Below are 19,785 nucleotides of genomic sequence, written 5' to 3' on the forward strand. Positions count from 1 at the left end.
ACAAAGATTCTATAAATATAAATTTTATTATTATCAAACGAGTGAGAGAAATGAAGTTGCTTTCATTTCCGAGCGAGCGCAGATAACAAAGGGCGAAGCCCTTTATTTAACAATAATACTCACATTATTCTTTATCTGCGGAACTTTTTTCACCCAAAAAGGTGAAAATTTTATGGTAATGCGCTCAATCTCCGGATAAATGGATAAATATTGAATTATTTTTTCTTTCGAAAGTCCGATAAATTTATCTTTGTCAAAAATCGAGCTGTCTGACTTTAGAGACATTTCTCCTGAAAGATGAACCATAATATTAGCTTCGCCGCTCGTAACATTATATTTTTCCACTAAGAAAGTCATACCATTATAATCAACACTTGTCAATTCTTTATCAGCCGGAACTTTGGCTCCCAATTCTTGCCGCGCCAAACTCTCTAAATCTCGCTCATAAAAAGCTACTCCTACGACTTTCATTTTCAAATTAATGGTAAACTTATCGCCTGTCGCACCCGCCTTAAGATCGCTGCGTTTTTCGGAAATTTCTTTTATCACTACTTTACCAAAGATTTCTCCGGCCGAAGGCATTTCCTCTTTTAAACCCTCCATCACTTGCGTTGAAAGAGTTTGAGTCAAATCGTTATAGGCATTATCTAAATCAGCTTGTGCAACAAACCGCTCTTCATGTTCTCCACCATGCATTGGGGAAAAGCTCTGAGCATAAATTTTATCCTGCAGCCCCTCCCAAAGTCCCGGAATAATAAATTTTGTGGGCCCGAGTTTCGCAGCAGCCTCCGAGGGAGTATCGGCATAAACTTCCACATTCTCTACTTTACCCCCGGCTGGAACGCTAACTCTATTTTTTAAACGATACAAAATTCCTTCCGGAGATAAAAGACGCGTCGTAGCCACAAGAGGCTGATCTTTGTTGTAATTATTAAAAATTGTAACGGTTCCACCGACATCCCCTTGGACTTTTTTTATTCCAGTAGTTGGATATTCCTGACTACCCGAAACATTAGCTTCCTTCACTTTTCCTGAAATGGTAGCGGCACCCGGCACGGCAACTGATGGTTCGGCCGGATTTTGGATAGCGACTTCTTTCAAATCCGCGATAAAATCTGCGCTAACCGGCTCTTTGGCAACAGTCACCGCGATTTCCGCTCTACTCAAAACAAAATACGCCGCGAGAATTACCAAAATACTTGTCAGGGCCACAAAAATAAAAGCGATTCTCCGATAAAAACTAACTGGCGCTTCGTGTTTCCGCGATGTTTTACTTTTTGCCATATTACCTCCTTAAAATATTTTAATCTATTTAATTTCTCCGTCTATCTCATTCAACTCATTTTTCTTTTTGAGCCATCTTCTGGTTCCAAAAAGAATCGTTAACCCAAATAAAATTCCTATTGGAAAAGATAAATACGGATTTTTTGCCGACAAGAAACTGACGCGCACGGTGGTTGGGACTTTTTTCACAGTATTATTCTCACCATCAGTAACATTTAAAATTACAAGATAAGTCCCTGACTTTCCGTACGAGTGTTGCACCTCACTGCCAGCCGCGGCTTTACTGTCTCCCAAATCCCAGTTATAACTTAAATTCTGCTCACCGGAATTATCCCTGACTTTAAAAATAAAAGTATTCCAACTTAATTTAACAGAATCAACAAAAATATTTTCCAAATCCGCGCTCTGCTCCGACAAATTATCGCTTCCCGCCTGATTTGTCTCAAACGCATTTTCATCCTCGTCTCCAGACGTAGCGCTTTCATCCTGATTCAATGGCGCAGCGTCATCTCCATCTTTTGTGCCATCCTGATCAGTATCTGGATTTTTAGGATCTGTGCCAATCTTGGCCTCATCAACGTCGCTCACCCCGTCATTATCATCATCGCTGTCACAGGCGTCACCAATTCCATCTTTATCAAAATCCGCCTGAGAAGCATTCGCTATCTTTTTACAATTATCACGACCATCGGGAACACCGTCCCCGTCAGTATCAGCCGGAGACGAAGAACCGCCTGAACTTGGAGGTGGCGTACTGTTATCCACCGAATCACAAACGTCGCCGACTCCGTCATGATCTTTATCGGCTTGATTTGAATTAACGGTTTTTGGACAATTATCTTGGCCATCTAAAATTCCGTCATCGTCAGTATCTGGATCAAGCGGATTGGTGCCAATCTCCTGCTCTTTAACATCTGTTAAGCCATCGTTATCGTCATCCGCGTCGCAAGCATTACCGACTTTATCGCCATCAAAATCAGCTTGGTCAAAATTTGCTAAATTTGGACAATTATCATTTTTATCAATTACTCCGTCTCCATCAGTATCCTTTTCCGGATGAAACATTCCCGTCAGGGCAGAATCATTGGCCGGATTTTCATCTGCTATTGGTTGATTCTCTTTATTAACTCTAGTAATATCAACTCTGATGTTAAAACTACCTTCGGGTACGACAAAATTTACAAAGACCTCGTCACTGACTCCATAAGCCCGTATTGAAACAACCTGTGAGGAACCTATCAACTGAGACCCAGTATAAAAAGAAGCATATCCGGGAATATCATACTTACCATAGTTCTTGATGGCGGCGTAAAGAGTAATTGTCTGACCCGCGATTAAATTTGATTCTGAGAAAAAAATGTCATTCGAGCTGATCCCCATATCGTAATTCAGCGTTTGCGCTCCAACGCCCTTAGGAAGAAACGCGATAACACAAATAATAACCCCTAAAAAAACGCTTTTCGTGAGGAAATTTTTCATATTTTTAAATTATATATATTAAGCTCCTTTCTGGAGCAAATATTAGTTTAACACGTTACTTAATTATACAGGAAAATAGAATTTTGGGCAAAATCCATTAACCATTTAAAATTTGCACATTTCCCTTGCCAATCACTCCTTCCAGCGCCTCGCGGCATTCGTCGCTTGGAAGAACAGCATAATCGGTTTGAATTTTTTTCCGGCCATCAGGACTTAAAACCGATAACAAAACTTTGTGGTCGCCCTTGAAACGAAAAAAAACGTCTTTTAATTTCTGCGTTGTTTCCACTCCTAATGAATTTATCCTGATACACACGGCTTTAGGTAAAATTTCAGACGAAGAGGTGTCTATCGGTGAGGAACCACTATTTTGAATTTTTGGCGCGTCATTTCCTTCCGCAAATGAAGATGAATGATAAAATTTTCCATTTGTCTGACCCGCGCTTTTTACTATTTTTTCAATGTTATCCTTATTAATTTCTTTCACGTCTTCACAAATCAATTTCATTTCCCCGTCCTTATCGGACAATCTGCCACTCGCGAGAATTATTCGGCCCGATTGGAAAATGTCATTCATGTTTTTTAAAGTTTTAGGGAAAACTAAAAGTTCGGTCGAGCCTCCAACATCTTCAATTTTAGCAAAAAGCATTGGTTCGCCGCTTCGCGTAATAACTTTTTTTACCTCATTAATCACTCCTGCGATTTTTATTTTTGTATTGGGCGGACACTGGCACAGTCTGGAACACGGCACGGCAATTTCCCGAAGACTTCCGGCAAACTCCGTTAAAGGATGCTCGCTAATGTAAAGGCCAATGTGTTCTTTTTCCCAAGAAAGTTTTTCTTCTTTTGTCGCGTCAGGAGCCGGCTCGAGGCGAAGTGTCGGAACGCCCGACGTTGTGGCCATAATGCCAAACAAACTGGTCTGTTGGCTTGCAGCCTCGCGGCCCAAATCTTTCGTAAAATCGAGCAATCTATCCGAATTATGAAGCATCTGGTTTCTTTCACCAAAACGATCAAGCGCCCCGCATTTTATCAAACTTTCCAAGGATTTTTTATTTAAATCTTTTGTCTGAACTCTTGTTAAAAAATCTTCTAAATTTTTATACGCCCCGTTCGCTTTTCTTTCGTGAATAATTATTTTAACAATATTTTCCCCGACATTTTTAACAGCCAAAAGCCCAAAGCGGATACGCGGCTGGCCTTCGGCTAATGATGCGGCCACGACCGTAAAAGTGGAAAAGCTTTCATTAATATCCGGCGGCAAAACTTCAATCTTCATTTGTTTGCATTCTTCAACTAAAACGGCAATACGTTCAATGTCACCTTGGTCTGAGGTTAAAAGCGAGGCCATAAATTCGGTCGGATAGTTTGCTTTGAAATACGCCGTTTCGTAAGCGATTCTCGCGTAGCAGGCGGCGTGCGACCGGTTGAATCCATAACCAGCAAAAGGTTCGATAAAAGCGAAAACATTTTCCGCTGTTTCTTTACTAATATTATTTTTTATACAACCATTAATAAATTTTTCTTTTTGCTCGCCCAAAAGTTTGGCGATTTTTTTACCGACGGCTTTACGCAAAATATCCGCTTCACCCAAAGTGAAACCGGCCAAATCGCGGGCAATCTGCAAAATCTGTTCCTGATAAACGGCGATGCCATGAGTTGTTGAGAGAATAGGCTCTAGTTTCGGATGAAGATATTTTATTTTTTTGTTGGAATTTTTCCCGGCAATAAAACTCGGAATCCAGTCCATCGGCCCTGGCCGATAAAGCGCGACCATGGCAATAATATCTTCAAAAATTGTCGGCTTCAATTCACGCAAATACCTTTTCATCCCCGAAGATTCAAGTTGAAAAACGCCGGTTGTATCCCCTTTTCTCAAAAGCGCGAATGTTTTTTCATCTTGGAGCGGAATTGATTCTATGTTAATTTTTTGCCCATGAATTTTTTCAACAATCCCCAGTGTATTTTCTAAAATCGTTAAATTTTTCAAACCCAAGAAGTCCATTTTTAGTAAACCTAAATCCTCAATCGGATGCAGGGAATATTGCGAAACTATGGTTTGGTCGCCGCTTGAAGCAAATTGCAATGGCGTGTGATAATCAAGCGGATTTTTGGTAATCACAACACCACAGGCGTGAGTTGAAGCATGGCGCGCCACTCCTTCCAATTTTCTTGCCGTGTCGATTAATTTTTTTGCTCCTTCGTCTTTATCGTATAATTCCTTAAATTCTAAAATATTTTTCAGGGCTTCATCCAGGGTGAACATCATCGGAATCAACTTTGCCACCTGATCACAAAAACTGTAAGGAAAATCAAGCACGCGCCCCACGTCGCGAATCGCCGCGCGCGCAGCCATGGTTCCAAAAGTTATAATTTGAGCCACGTGATCGCGTCCATATTTTCCTTCTACGTATTGAATTACCTCGCCTCGGCGAGTGTCGGTAAAATCTAAATCAATATCAGGCATGCTGATTCTTTCCGGATTTAAAAATCTTTCAAAAAGCAAATTATAAGTCAATGGATCAATATTTGTAATATTTGTTAAATATGAAACAATCGAGCCGGCTGCGCTACCGCGGCCCGGACCGACGACAATGCCGCTCGATTTCGCCCAATTAACAAAATCTTGAACAATCAAAAAATACGAAGCAAAACCGGTTTTATCAATCACCGATAATTCATAATTTAATCGTTCCATAACTTTTCCTGCATCTACATTTCCAACCCCATCTTTCACTTTATATTCTCCATCAACCTTTATAATGCCATATCTTTTTTCTAATCCCTTTTCGCATAATTCCCGAAGATAAACATTCGCCGTTTTCCCGTCCGGAACTTCAAAATACGGCAACATTATTTTTCCAAGTTCCAATTCCACGTTGCACATCTCGGCAATTTTTACAGTGTTAGAAATCGCTTCCGGCACATCTTTAAAATCATTCTCCATCTGTTCCGACGGTCTCATTGAATAATCTTCGCCCAGCATGCACATTCTGTCTTTCTCGCTGATCTTTCTTTTGGTTTGAAGACAAAGTAAAACATCCTGCGCTTCGGCATCTTCCGAGTTTAAATAATGAATATCGTTTGTCGCGACAAGCGGCACGCCTAATTTTTTAGAAAAATTTATTAATTCGCGATTTATAATCCCCTGCTCCTGGCTTGACGGATGATGTTGCAGCTCTAAGAAAAAATTTTCCGGACCAAAGAGATTTTGATATTTTAAAATTAATTCTTTAGTTTTTTCTAAATCGCCGTTTAAAACCGATGCCGGAACTTCTCCCTGAATACAAGCGGAAAGCGCGATCAATCCTTCATGATATTTTTCCAAAACTTCCCAATCAATTCTCGGTTTATAATAAAAACCTTCCAAGTGAGCGATGGTGGTTATTTTGATCAAGTTTTGATAGCCTATATTATTTTTCGCGAGAAGTACGAGGTGATACGGCCGCTCGTCAATTCTTGCCCGTTTATTTTGTCGGCCATTACGCGCGAGATACGCCTCCACTCCCAAAATAGGTTTGATCCCCGCCGCTCGGCATTTTTGATAAAATTCAACCACGCCATACATCACTCCGTGATCGGTAAGGGCAAGCGCCGGCATATTGTCCGCCTTGGCCTTGGCAATCAAATCATCTAATTTTGCCAAACCATCGAGCAGGCTATAATGGCTGTGAGTGTGGAGATGGACAAACATATATTACAAACTATCTATTTCTCTTTTTAAATTTTTCCTCGCCCGTTGTTCTAACTCTTTTCCCGCTTCTTCCGTAAAATATATTCTTGGTGTGTTTAAAAAATTTTCTAAAATTTTTCTTCTGCCCTCTCTGTACTGATCATCCGGAACCCACGCGTATTCTTGACGAATTTTTTTAGCATAGCTGTCATATTCGTCATCACTTGACCCGAGTATCGCCAAATCTCCATCCAAAAAAATTTCTGAATCTGGGTCATCCCCGATCAATTTATGATTTGCAGTCGCCCTGATCAACGCTATTACGTGATTTGTGATTTCTCCCGAGACGCCTAACGATTTGAGATAATCTTCCGCATACTTAGCGCTTTGTTCTTCATTATCCTTTGCTCTGGTATCATACACAACATCATGAAGCCATGCCGCTAATTTAAGACCCCGCGCGTCTTTTATTTTTTGTTCAAATTTTTCTAAAAAAACTAAAAAATTCTTAATGTGTTCAAGATTATGATAAGCACGATCTTCGGACTCATATTTTTCAACAATTTTTCCGAATAACTCCAACGCTGATTCTCTTTTATCAATATCAAACATCTCACAAAAATCGTATCGTAGGGTTTCTAATTCCATTTTTTCTTTGCCATCTGAAATTTCAGAAGAACGCAACATAAAATTTTATTTATAAAACTCAAAAGTCAAAATTCCCCCTTACATTATAAAAAAACTAAATAGGAATTTTGACTTTAAATTCTTTGTCTTCTATTCTTTATCTTTTCTACTTCCGGGATTTTTTCTTTCGCTCACCAACAAACTCAACCATTTTTTCTACCGCCTTACCAATCAACCCGAGATACGCTGAAGTATTTTCAAATTTTTCTTTTATCCTTTCCACTGTCTGGCTGATTTTTTCCATTTTTTCGCGAAAGCTCGTGATTACTTTATTGGCTTGCCGCAGCATCATTATAACATAATAAAGCATCCACGAAAGAAAAATCGTCAGCCATAAAACTGAAAAAGCAAGAACTACGTAAAGAAGATCCTTACTAGTTTCTATCATATTTCCTCCTATAAATTAATTATTTAAATTATATAATTAACTCCTTAATTTCGCGCCGAACCGCTGCTCCAATTTTTTGATAATTTTCTGTTCTATATTTTTCGCTTCTTCAAGTTTCAACGTCCGCTCGTCCGAACGATAAACAATTCTGAAAGCCAAGCTCTTTTTTCCTGGCTCCATTCCCCTGCCTTCATAAACATCAAAAAGTTTTACTTCTTTTACTAATCTGTTTTCTGTCTCAAAAATATTTTTTAAAACATCATCCCAAACCGTTTTCCCGGACACCAAAATAGCCAGATCAAGCTCAATCGACGGATACTTTGGAACTGGTTCGTAGGCTGCTTCTTCTTTACATAATTTTACCAGTTCTTTAAAATTAATGCCAAAAATTCCAACCCTATGTCGCACGCCCGAAGCCTGCTGCACTTGCGGCGCGAGTTCTGTTACGATGCCAAGGGTTTTTCCGCCCGCCATGATTTTTACGGTTCTCGCGGCATTTGCCCACATTGGAACATCTTTTTGCCAAATCTCAAATTTATAAGCGACATGCAGGGTATCGAAAATTTCTGCGGCTGCGGTCTTTGCATCATAAAATGGTGTCTCGTTATTTTTCATCAAAATCATCCCGACCAAAGATTCGTCTTGTTGCGGCAGGCGCAGGGCGCCTTTCCCATCTTTCTTTAATTCCCCTAATTCGCGAAAGAAAATTTTTCCGAGCTCAAAAATTTTCACCTCATCAACAAAATGCTGATTAGCCGAAATGTTCCCGACAAGTCCAGGAACCAAACTCTGCCGCAGATGTGTCAAATTTTTATTAATAGAATTTTTTAACCTAATATGCTCGGCCGGATTAAATCCAAACTTTTTTAAAACTTTTTCTTCAGTAAAAGAATAATTATAGACTTCAGTCATCCGAAGCCCGTTCGCCAAAATATTTTTTACTACTCGCTCCGCTTTTCGCGCGCGATTTTCTTCCGGCGCTGCCACGGCTGCTTCCGGCATTTTTACAGAAATATTTTCATAACCATAAACGCGCGCCACTTCTTCAACTAAATCGTCGGCAATAGCAATGTCTTTTGTCGCTCGCCAAGTGGGAATTTTAACATTCAAAACTTTTCCAACCCTTTTTACTCCAAAGCCCAAAGATTTCAAGATGTTTACTACTTTTGCCGGCGGTATGATCTCGCCGATTTTTTTATCCAAATAATCAAAACTTAATTTTATCGGACCCTGATTTAATTTAAAATTCTTTACGTCAACAATTTTTCCGATTTTTGCCCCAGGTATAACTTTAAGAATAAGCTCGAGTACCCGCGCCATTCCCAACTCTGCCAAATTCGGATCTAATCCTTTTTCAAAACGAATCGACGCCTCTGTCCGAAGCCCGAGTTTCATTGAAGTTTTTCTGACACTGATAAAATAAAAATCCGCCGATTCCAAAATAATTTTTGAAGTTTTTTCATTGACCTCAGAATTTTGTCCACCCATCACTCCGGCAAGGGCTATTGCTTTTTTATTATCCGCGATTACAAGCATTGATTTATCAAGTTTTCTTTGCGCGCCATCGAGCGTCACGAAGTTCTCTCCCTCTTTTGCCTCGCGCACCACGATTGTTTTTTGTTTCGCATCGCCGATTTTATCAAAATCAAAAGCATGGAGCGGCTGGCCAAATTCCAACATCACATAATTTGTAATATCAACAATATTATTTATGGAACGAACGCCGACCGATTCCAATCTGGCGGATAGCCACGTGGGTGACGGCCCGATTTTTATATTTTCCACCACCGCGCCGAGATATCGAGGACATAATTTTTTATTCAAAACCTTAACTTCAAATTTTACGGCCGGCTTAGAAAAACCTTTAGATTTTTTTATTTTATATTCTTTAAATTTTTGCCCAAGAATTGCCGCGACTTCCCGCGCCAAACCATAATGCCCCCAAAGATCTGAGCGATGCGAAAGAGATTTATTATCAATTTCATAAATTACATCTTTCAAGGGCATTAATTCGCTCACTTTTGTTCCGACTTTAGCCGCAGTATTTAAAACCAAAATGCCTGAATGGGACAAACCCAAACCTATTTCATCTTCAGAACAAATCATTCCTTCCGACATTATTCCGCGCACTTCCCGCCGCTCGAGCATCAAGCCGTTGGGCAAAGTTACGCCCGGCAGAGCGACAACGACTTTTTGCCCGGCCGCGACGTTTGGCGCGCCGCAAACAATTGTTAAAATTTTTTCGTTGCCAATATCAACTTTCGTCACGGAAAGCCGGTCGGCATTCGGATGTTTTTCACGAGTTTTAACAAAACCCACGACTAATTTATCCAAAACTTCACCACGCTTTTCTATTCCTTCAATTTCCGTTGTGGTCAACATCAATTTTGACGCCAAAATTTCCGGCGTGACGCCTTTGGGAATATTTACAAAATCTTTTAGCCAATTAAGTGATATTTTCATACCTTATAACAACTAATTACTTAATTACTAATTACCTAATTATACTTTTTTATCAGTAAGTACTCGGGTAATTGAGTAATTGGTAAATAAAATCAAAATTGTTGCAAAAATCTAATATCTCCTCCGCAAAATAGTCTGACATCATCAATGCCATATTTTAACATCGCAAGCCGTGTCAATCCAAAACCGAAAGCAAAACCGCTCCATTTTTCCGGATTTATTCCGCCCGCCTTCAAAACATTGGGATGGATTAGACCGGCGCCGAAAATTTCAAGCCATCCGGTATTTTTACAAAGCCGGCAACCTTTTCCATGGCAGAGAAAACAAGTTACCTCGCCGTTTACGCCCGGCTCGACAAAAGGGAAATATTTTGGCCTAAGCCGAACGCGCGTGTCTTTTCCATATAATTTTTGGGCTGTCACTTCAAGAATCGCTTTTAAATTTGCGAAGGAAATAGTTTTATCAATCATAAATCCTTCCAATTGATAAAAAGTGTGCTCGTGACGAGCGTCGGTCGCCTCGTTTCTAAAGCACCGGCCGGGCACAATCGCCCGAAGCGGCGCGCCATATTTTTCCATAGCCCTGACTTGCATCGGCGAAGTCTGCGTACGCATTAAAAGTCCCTCTCCTTCAACATAAAAAGTATCTTGCATTTCTCGCGCTGGATGCCATGCGGGAATATTTAACGCCTCAAAATTATAATACTCAGACTCAAGTTCCGGCCCGTCTAAAACCATAAAACCCATTGAAGAAAAAATATCTTCCAGCTCATATTGAACTTTTGAAACTGGATTTAAGTGTCCAGAGCCGTTACTTAACTTAGAAGCGGTCACATCAATCCAATCTTTTTCATCTACCGCTCCTATTCCTTTTCCACTAAATGTTTTTTTTACTCGCCCGATTTCGCTCGCGAGTGCCTGCTTAACTTGGTTTGCAAGATCGCCGGCTTTCCCCCGCTCTTCCGTTGGTAATTCGCCGACTGTCCGCAGAATTTTAGTCAACTCCCCTTTTCGGCCAAGATATTTAATTTCAAAATTTTGCAGTTGATTTTCTCCGCTGATTTTTTTAATTTCATCCAACGCTTTTGTTTTCAATTGTTGAAGTTGTTCCTGCAACATAAAGTTAATTTATAATTTTATCCCACAATCCCACAAATTTATCGCTAAATTTTATAACGTCGCGATAAGTAACGAGCAAAACTAAAAGCATTAAAAGACCAAATCCGATATTGTGAACCAAATTTTCAATTTTTTGACTAACCGGTTTACGGCGAATTTTTTCAATCAGAAGGAAAAGTAATCTTCCGCCATCCAACGCCGGGAAAGGTAAAAAATTTATCACTGCCAAATTTATGGAAAGCAATGCCGTGAATTGCAGAAGATAAATTATTCCCATTCTTGCCACTTGTCCGGTCAAAACGGCAATGCCAACCGGGCCGGAAAGATCAACGGAAACTTTTTGCGTGACAATTAAATTTTTAATTAATTCATAAAAAGCGACAGCTACTTCGCCGGTAAATAAAACCGCGCTTTCTGCTCCTTTCCATAAAGACAAATACCAAGGATACGAAACAATTCCAGTTTTTAAGAGCCCCACGCCAATGCCGCCGCGCCCAGTTTCGATCAAAAATGTTGGGCTAATTTCCTTATCAATTTTCTGGCTGTCTCTTTCCAGCACAAATTTTATTGGCACATCAATTTTTCCGGCAAGATAATTTTGCATAGATTCTACATCTTCCACTTTCTGACCATCTATTTCTAAAATTGTGTCTCCAGGGAAGATCCCCACTTCCGCCGCCGGCGTTTCTTCCAAAACCTGAACAACCTGGACTCTGGCGTCGCGGATTCTGGCATAGCCATTTTCTCCATTAATAACCTGCGGCAAACCAATCATAAAACCGATTGATAAAAGAACCGCAGCTAAAACAAAATTCATCAAAACTCCGGCACTTAAAATTACCGCGCGCCGCCAAATTTTTTTATGGGAAAAACTGTCTTCGTCTTCTTTATTTTCACCATCTTCACCTTTAATTTTTACAAAACCTCCAAGCGGTATCCAGTTTATGGAATAAATTGTTTCTCCTTTTTTTATTCCAAAAATACGCGGTGGAAATCCAAAACCAAACTCTTCAACTTTCACGCCGTTTTTTCTCGCGGCGACAAAATGGCCGAGTTCGTGAACGAATACGAGAAGGCCGAGAATTAGAACGAAAACGATTATGGTGATAAGCATAGTTAATTTAAATTTTTATCTTTATAAAATCCAAATGTCAAAATCCAAATTTCAAATCAATGACTAAAATTCAAATGACTAAAAATTGTTTTGGGTTTTGGATTTTGGATTTGATTTGACATTTGAGCTTTGGGTTTGGGATTTCATTATTTATCCCACTTCCGCCCTCTCAAACTTCACCACTTTCCCGAGTAACTTTTCCGCAATCCGCGGCACCTGTGCCGTAAGATCAGAAACAAAAAATTTATGATCCCCATCTTTTCCTAAACTCTTTTCCACACTATCATTTTTGATCAAAAATTTTTTCAGTTCGTGGACAACTTCCTCGGCGGAATCAACTAACTTAACTTTTCGGCCAATTCTCGTTTTAATAATATTTTTCAAAACTGGATAATGAGTGCAACCTAAAATCAAAGTATCAATTTGTTTGTTCTTGAGAGGCTGAAGATATTTTCTAACAATTTTTTTTGTTTCCGGCTGATTAAGCCAAGCTTCCTCAACCAATGGCACGAGCAACGGACAAGCCTGACTTTCTACTTGAATATTTATATTTTCTTTTTTTATCATTGCCTCATAAACGCCGCTTGAAATTGTGGCTCGCGTACCAATAACTCCGGCTTTCCCGCGCGTAGCAGAAATTGCCGCCCGAACCGCCGGCATAATCACTTCAAAAACCGGAACATTTAATTCTTTTCTTAAAATTTCCGCGGCGAAAGCTGAAGCGGTATTGCAGGCGATAACAATTATCTTCGCACCATGATCCAACAAAAATTTTGCGTCTTCGCGCGCGTATTTTATAATTGTCTCTTTGCTTTTCGTACCATACGGCGTTCGCGCGGTATCACCGAAATAAATAATTTTGTAATCTGGTAATTCTTTAAAAATTTCCCGAACGACTGTCAACCCGCCAACCCCTGAATCAAAAATGCCAATCATATTATTTGCCAATAATCTCCGTTAATTCCTTTTTCTTTTCCTCCATTAATTCTTTTGTTTTTGCTTCTAAATTCAATCTTAATAATGGCTCAGTATTTGACGGCCGAACATTAAACCACCAATCGGAAAAATCAAGGCGAACACCATCGAGATGAGATATTTCGCTCGCTGCCGCACCATATTTTTCTTCTAATTCTTTCATTTTTCTCGTCTTATCTCTAACTTCAAAATTTATTTCTCCAGAATGATAATATCGCGAAAGCGGCGCGACAATTTCCGAAAAACTTTTTCCAGACTGGCTGATAATTTCCAATAATTTAAGCATTGTCAAATCGCCAGATTCCACATTATAAAAATCCCGATAATAAAAATGGGAAGAAAATTCTCCGGCAAAAAACGCGCCATTATCCCACATCTGTTTTTTAATCAAAGCATGCCCAACGCGGCACATTTCCGCCCGACCGCCCGTATTCTCTACTTCTTCGCGGACCACCAAGCTTGAACGCACATCATAAAGAACCAATTCACCTGGATTTTTTTGAAGCAACTCCCGAGCAATTAAAGCCAGAATTAAATCGGCGCGAACTGTTTCTCCTTTTTCATCAACAAAACCAATTCGATCCGCGTCACCGTCAATCGCCACACCCATGTCCGCGCCCTCCTCCAAAACTTTCTTTTTTAAATCAACCAAAGTTTCTTCTTTCAACGGATTCGCTTCATGATTCGGAAAACTTCCATCCAATTCAAAATATAACGGAATTATTTTACACGGAATTTTTTTAAAAATTTCTGGCAATGGAATCACACCAACGGCGTTCGCGGTATCAACTACAATTTTTAAAGGTTTAATTTTTTCCGCATCAACTAAACTTAAAACTTTTTTAACATAAGCGTCTAAAATTTCTTTTTTAGCTATTTTACCGCGAGTGGCGGCCTCGGGAAATTTTCCTTCTATCACCATTTTTTTAAGCTCGGCCATGCCCGTGTTTTCGCCAATTGGCAGGGCATTCTCATAACACAACTTTAAACCATTATAATCTTTAGGATTATGTGAAGCAGTCACCATAATCCCCGCTTCATGTTCCTTATATTCAGCCACGGCGAAATTCAGCATTGGCGTCGTAACAAGGCCAATGTTAATGGCATCTGCCCCTTGTTCGGTAACGCCCTTCATAACCGCTTGGATCAAAGAATCTGACGAAAAACGGGCATCATGACCAACTACTATTGTTTTAGCGCCGGTAATTACGACCATCGCCCGTCCCACAAGATAAGCAGTTTCTTCATTTAAATCCCGTGGATAGACTCCACGGATATCGTAAGCCTTAAAAATTGATGAATTTATGGACATAAAACAACTTCAAAGATAACTTTGACTTTTGTGTTTTTTCATTATATAATAATAAAGGAATTAAGACAAATTTAACTTGCGACGCCGAACTTTCAACTTACGAATTTTCGTTAGTTGTTTGTCGCCAGTCGTTTATTGTAAACTATGGCTATTTACTGGGTAATCTTGGGTGTCCTGGGCCTAATCGTCGTTTGGCTCATCGCCACTTACAACGGACTAATTACTCTCCGAAACCGCACGGATGAAGCCTGGTCTGACATTGATGTCCAATTAAAACGCCGCTATGACTTGATTCCAAATCTTGTGGAAACAGTCAAGGGATATGCTGGACACGAAAAAGAAGTTTTTGAAAAAGTAACTTTGGCCCGCGCCGCGGCTATTAACGCGGAAAAAAGCGGAAACCCGGCCGAGATCGCGAAAACGGAAAATATGCTCGCCGGAACATTAAAAACACTTTTTGCCGTAGCGGAAAATTATCCCGATCTCAAAGCTTCGCAAAATTTCTTGCAACTGCAAGATGAGCTTTCCGATACGGAAAATAAAGTCCAGGCCGCTCGCCGCTTTTACAACGGCAATGTCCGCGACTTCAATATCAAACTAGAAAAATTCCCGACCAACATGATTGCCGGTATATTTGGTTTCAAATCAAAACAATTTTTTGAAATAGAAGAGGCGGCGCAAAGAGAAGCAGTAAAAGTCAGTTTCTAGCTCCGCGACGAAAGCAATAAATTACTCAATTACTCAATTACCAAATTATTTGATGGTAATTAAGTAACTAATAGTAACTGGGTAATTACAGCCCCTACTGTTTTTAATTATGTACAAACAGATTGTTTCTAATAAGCGAAAATCATTTTTGTTAATCGCGTTTTTTGTTATTTTTGTCGTTTTTCTTGGTTGGATTTTCGGACAATTTACCGGCGACTCGTATGGAGTATTAATCTTAGCTTTAATAATTTCTCTTACGATGGCGCTCATAAGTTTTTATAGCGGCGATAAAGTCGCGCTCTGGACGGCCGGGGCGAAAGGCCCAATCCAGAAAATCGATAACCCTTACGTTTATCGATTAGTAGAAAATCTCTGCATAACCGCGGGCCTCCCGACGCCCAAAATTTATCTAATCCCCGATCCGGCGCCTAATGCATTTGCCACCGGCCGCGACCCGAAACACGCTTCCATCGCCCTAACTACCGGATTGATTGAACGGCTGGAAAATGAAGAGCTAGAGGGAGTTATTGCCCACGAACTTTCTCATATTAAAAATTATGATATCCGCCTGATGATGATTGTGATTGTTTTAGTTGGAATCGTGGCCCTTCTCTCCAACTGGCTACTGCGATTTCGTTTTTTGGGAGGAAGGCGCGATGATCGCGAAGGTAGCGGACAAATTGGCGTGATATTACTTTTAGCCGGCATTGTCCTCGCCATTCTTTCGCCACTCATCTCTAAATTAATTCAGCTTGCAGTTTCAAGAAAACGGGAATTTTTGGCCGATGCCGATGGTGCTCTTTTAACGCGTTACCCCGAAGGGCTTGCCAGAGCTTTAGAAAAAATTTCCGTGTATACCGAGCCAATGGCAAGAGCCAACGACGCCACAGCCCACCTCTATATTTCAAATCCTTTTGGGGGGAGAAAAAATAAATTTTTTCATAAATTATTTTCTACTCATCCTCCGGCTGAAGAAAGGATCAAGGCACTACGCACGATGGCGTAATTAATTTTTAATTTTACATTTTTAATTTTTAACTTTCATAATATGGATTGGAAAAAAATTTTAGTTGTTGTACTTTTTGTCAGTATCACGCTGGGTATGGGCATTCTTATGTATTATGTTTTTTTCCGGCCGACTCCGCCGCTTACAAACGTCCCCATTACCAATGAAGCTGTCACGCCCGGCGGGCTCGGCCGCGCGCTGGAAGGTCCCCCAACACCGGTTGAGGTTTCTGCCACTCCAACTCAAATTTTGGCCCCATCTCTTACCCCTCCGCCACAATTGCCATCAGAAATTTCCCGAGTGGCCAAAGGCGACATAACATGGGTTGGCACCCTAGTTAATAAACCCATCTCCAACGCCAAACTGGCTTCAAACGGAAAAGATGTTGCTTACTATGATACCGCTGACGGAAAATTTTACCGCGTTGATGAAAACGGAAATGCCGTCAAACTGTCTGATAAAATTTTTCAAAATGTGGAAAAAGTAAGTTGGGCGCCGACAACTGATAAAGCAATCTTGGAATTTCCTGACGGAGCAAATATCCTTTATGATTTTACTTCCGAAAAACAATTCACTCTTCCGCAACACTGGGAAGATTTTAGTTTTTCTCCCGATGGAACTCAGATTGCCGGAAAAAGCATGGGCATTGACCCTGATAATCGTTGGCTTTTTATTTCCGACCCTGACGGTACGGGAATAAAAGCCATTGAACCTTTAGGCAATAACGCGAATAAAGTTGAGGTAAATTGGTCTCCTAATAATCAAGTTATCGCCACTTCTCGCACCGGCCAAGCAATGGGCTTTGAACGCCAACAAATTCTTTTAGTTGGGAAAAATCATGAAAATTTCCCAGGTCTTACTGTTGAGGGTCAAGGATTTCAGTCGCAGTGGTCTAAAACCGGCGATCGCCTTCTTTATTCCGTTTATAATTCCGCGTCAGATTACAAACCGGTTCTCTGGCTCGTCGGCGCGCAGGGAGATAATATCGGATCAGGCAGAAGAAGCCTTTCGGTTAACACCTGGGCTGACAAATGCACTTTTGCTGACAATGAAACTGTTTACTGTGCTGTGCCACAAGCAATGGAAACTGGCGCCGGATTTCAACCAGATCTTTTTAGCTCTGTCCCTGATTCATTTTATAAAATAGATTTATCAACAGGACTCAGAAGTCTTGTCGCTGTTCCTTATGGATCTTTTACCGCGGAAAACGTCGCGGTTACCTCCGACGGCCGATATTTAACTTTTACCAACAGTCAGACCGGGCGGCTGGAACGTATCCAATTGCAATAAATAAAATACCTTAAATACATTTTTAAAATAATTATGAAAAAAACAAAACGCCAAGATTTTTATCGCGTTCTCCTGATATTTTTTTCTTTCGCGTTTTTATTTTTTTCTAATCCTGTTTCAGCAAAAGAAGTCCCCTGCGAATACATCCCAAGGGACAGCAGCGGAAAAATCATTTACTTTGAGGGTACTGACGCCAACCACCAACCATGGAGTAGAGAAATGGAGGAAGCAGAATGTTTGGCAAAATGCAGTAGTGAGTCGCCTACCGGCTTAAAATTCGACTGCGCTGGAGGGTGGAGCGGCGGCTTATTCGAAAAACCAACTGGCTGTGATCCTGCTCGCACAACATGCGGCCCGGTTATTAATCCAATTCTAACAGTTAATTGCAAATTTACACCAAGAAGACCAGACGGCTCAACGCTTGATGACGCCTGGGAGAGACTAACTCCTTCAGAGAGTGAATGCCGAAGTCTTTGTGCTGATAGTACAGTGCTCTGCTCAGTCACTTGCGGCACAATTATGGACACTCTCTGCTGCGACGAAACAAAAACAACTTGTGAAGCGACAGCTATTGCAGCGACCACCTCTTCGACCACTTCCCCCTATCAATTTGACTCCATAACTCCAAGTCTAGAAATTCCCCTGCCCACCCTTCCGAGTTTTTCTGAATTCACAGATCTGACTCTTCAGGGAGAGGCACCAAACAGATATCTCTGGATTCCTTGGATTGGCCAATACATTGCTGCAATTTATAAATACGCGATTGGAATAGTAGGAGTTTTAGCTGGGATTATGATTGTAGTTGGAGGTCTTCTCTGGCTAACAGCCGGGGGGTCGGCTGAAAGAGTTTCCACGGCAAAAAGCTTTATTGAAAGTTCTTTGGTTGGCTTGGTTATTGCCCTGACTTCCTACATGTTGCTTTATGTCATAAACCCTAATTTGGTGGGGTTTGAGTCGTTGAAGGTAAAGTATGTTGAAAGGGTAACGCCCGAAGCGGGCGGAGGAGGAATGGAAGCAAGGGGTGAAATCACCTCAGGTGGTGCGGGATCTGCCCAGGCCTTCAGAGCTATAAGCTGCGATGGACTCGCAGAAAGCGGCGAAGAATTTGAAGCTTTTTTCACTTCTTATTATGTTCCTGCTCCTTACGGTAATCCTTCTGGTTATACAGGCATCGCTTCAAATGAAAGTACAGGTGCCCCTTTAAACGACTCTATGAAAGATTTCTTCTGCGCCGTGGCAATGGAGTGTTCTTGCCCCAATGGTGAGAAAGATCAATCATATAAATGTTACGCAAAAAGTGGCGTATTCGCCAAAGGCGGCGCGAGAAACGGCTGGTGGCCATGCAAAGCTTTTTCTCGAGATACAAGCTATTGCGGAACAAGCGATACTCTGCCTGACGGACAGCTTCGCCACCGTCCGGGAGAAACTGTTGCTGCGGATTGCAACTGCACTTCCCATCGCTCTGGCGACTGCAAAATTGAAATAACTTTACGAAATGGCAGTAAAAAAATATTACAAATTACCGATACGGGATCAGGTATTAGAGGCAGGCGATTTGATTTTTTCACTACCATCGGTGGGGAAAAATTAAGTGGTGTTTTTAAAGTAAAATTTCTGCCCGGATGCACTCCAGCCGGAGAATATGGCGTCCCCCGTGGCAGTGCTTGCACTTTTGCGGCGCCTCCTCCCGGTCCGCTTGGCCCCCAACCAGCCAGTGCGACGAGCACGACTAGTGAAGGAAAAATTGCTGTTATTGGCGATTCAATAACAGCTGATGGCACTCAATATCAAAGTTACCTGCGATCCAACTGCGTAGGAAAAACCATGGAAATTTTCGCGCAAGTGGGTCAACAAACTTCTTGGATGCTCGAACAATTTAGAAACAATGTTAAAGGCAAAGGATTTGACGGATTAATTATCCTGGGCGGAGTTAATGATTTATCTAGCGGAAGAACTTCTTCTCAAATTCAAACTAATTTAAATGCTATTTATTCTGAAGCTAAAACAGACGGAATAAAAGTAACTGCTGTCACGGTCTTACCATGGAAAGACTATTCGAGATGGGATACCACCAAACAGACAAATACTGAAGCACTTAATCGCTGGATTCTCGGTTCGTCAGCTGACGTGAAGGTTAACGCCTATGCTGAATTCGGAGATTCAAGCGATTCGGCAAAACTAAAAAGTATTTATGATCCTGGAGATCATTTGCATCCTAACGCCGCTGGTTCAAGAAAATTGGGTGAAATCATTGTTAACGCAGGAGCCTGCAGGTGAGAGATTAAATT

The 19,785-nt window shown here is 40.9% G+C and carries 14 protein-coding genes; 4 read left to right on the forward strand and 10 right to left on the reverse strand.

What is annotated here, in order from left to right; genetic code table 11:
• Window positions 1–102: 102 nt before the first annotated feature.
• The 10 genes from WC445_02510 to WC445_02555 form a co-directional block, all read right to left on the reverse strand.
• Window positions 103–1,284 (reverse strand): hypothetical protein, encoded by a 1,182-nt coding sequence (locus tag WC445_02510; protein MFA5128822.1) that lies wholly within the window; start codon window positions 1,282–1,284, stop codon window positions 103–105.
• A gap of 24 nt (window positions 1,285–1,308) precedes the next feature.
• Window positions 1,309–2,763, reverse strand: a complete 1,455-nt coding sequence (locus tag WC445_02515; protein ID MFA5128823.1) for a thrombospondin type 3 repeat-containing protein — start codon at window positions 2,761–2,763, stop codon at window positions 1,309–1,311.
• 97 nt (window positions 2,764–2,860) lie between these two features.
• Complete coding sequence (locus WC445_02520; protein ID MFA5128824.1) at window positions 2,861–6,457, reverse strand: DNA polymerase III subunit alpha; 3,597 nt, start codon at window positions 6,455–6,457, stop codon at window positions 2,861–2,863.
• Window positions 6,458–6,460: 3 nt separating this feature from the next.
• Window positions 6,461–7,123, reverse strand: coding sequence for a hypothetical protein (locus WC445_02525; GenBank protein ID MFA5128825.1), 663 nt, complete (start codon window positions 7,121–7,123; stop codon window positions 6,461–6,463).
• Window positions 7,124–7,229: 106 nt separating this feature from the next.
• Window positions 7,230–7,511 carry a hypothetical protein gene (locus WC445_02530; protein MFA5128826.1) on the reverse strand — a complete coding sequence of 94 codons (282 nt, stop codon included), beginning with the start codon at window positions 7,509–7,511 and terminating at the stop codon, window positions 7,230–7,232.
• A gap of 36 nt (window positions 7,512–7,547) precedes the next feature.
• Entirely contained in the window at window positions 7,548–9,974 is a 2,427-nt protein-coding gene (gene pheT, locus WC445_02535; GenBank protein ID MFA5128827.1) for a phenylalanine--tRNA ligase subunit beta, read from the reverse strand.
• 92 nt (window positions 9,975–10,066) lie between these two features.
• Entirely contained in the window at window positions 10,067–11,092 is a 1,026-nt protein-coding gene (gene pheS / locus WC445_02540; GenBank protein MFA5128828.1) for a phenylalanine--tRNA ligase subunit alpha, read from the reverse strand.
• A gap of 4 nt (window positions 11,093–11,096) precedes the next feature.
• Complete coding sequence (gene rseP, locus WC445_02545) at window positions 11,097–12,206, reverse strand: RIP metalloprotease RseP (GenBank protein MFA5128829.1); 1,110 nt, start codon at window positions 12,204–12,206, stop codon at window positions 11,097–11,099.
• A 150-nt stretch (window positions 12,207–12,356) separates the two neighbouring features.
• Window positions 12,357–13,142 (reverse strand): glutamate racemase, encoded by a 786-nt coding sequence (murI, locus tag WC445_02550; protein MFA5128830.1) that lies wholly within the window; start codon window positions 13,140–13,142, stop codon window positions 12,357–12,359.
• Window position 13,143: 1 nt separating this feature from the next.
• Window positions 13,144–14,493 (reverse strand): phosphomannomutase/phosphoglucomutase, encoded by a 1,350-nt coding sequence (locus tag WC445_02555; protein ID MFA5128831.1) that lies wholly within the window; start codon window positions 14,491–14,493, stop codon window positions 13,144–13,146.
• A gap of 144 nt (window positions 14,494–14,637) precedes the next feature.
• On the opposite strand from WC445_02555, the gene WC445_02560 reads away from it, so the two are divergent.
• From WC445_02560 to WC445_02575, 4 genes are all read left to right on the forward strand, one after another.
• Complete coding sequence (locus WC445_02560) at window positions 14,638–15,201, forward strand: LemA family protein (protein ID MFA5128832.1); 564 nt, start codon at window positions 14,638–14,640, stop codon at window positions 15,199–15,201.
• 109 nt (window positions 15,202–15,310) lie between these two features.
• A complete protein-coding gene (locus tag WC445_02565) occupies window positions 15,311–16,207 on the forward strand; it encodes a M48 family metallopeptidase (protein MFA5128833.1) in 897 nt (298 codons plus the stop codon).
• 42 nt (window positions 16,208–16,249) lie between these two features.
• Complete coding sequence (locus tag WC445_02570) at window positions 16,250–17,497, forward strand: hypothetical protein (protein ID MFA5128834.1); 1,248 nt, start codon at window positions 16,250–16,252, stop codon at window positions 17,495–17,497.
• A 33-nt stretch (window positions 17,498–17,530) separates the two neighbouring features.
• Window positions 17,531–19,774: a GDSL-type esterase/lipase family protein gene (locus tag WC445_02575; protein ID MFA5128835.1), complete on the forward strand. Its 2,244-nt coding sequence runs from the start codon at window positions 17,531–17,533 to the stop codon at window positions 19,772–19,774.
• The last annotated feature ends 11 nt before the right edge of the window (window positions 19,775–19,785 follow it).

It is taken from the genome of Patescibacteria group bacterium (genome assembly GCA_041650995.1).
Taxonomy (GTDB): domain Bacteria; phylum Patescibacteriota; class Patescibacteriia; order XYB2-FULL-38-15; family XYB2-FULL-38-15; genus JAHIRI01.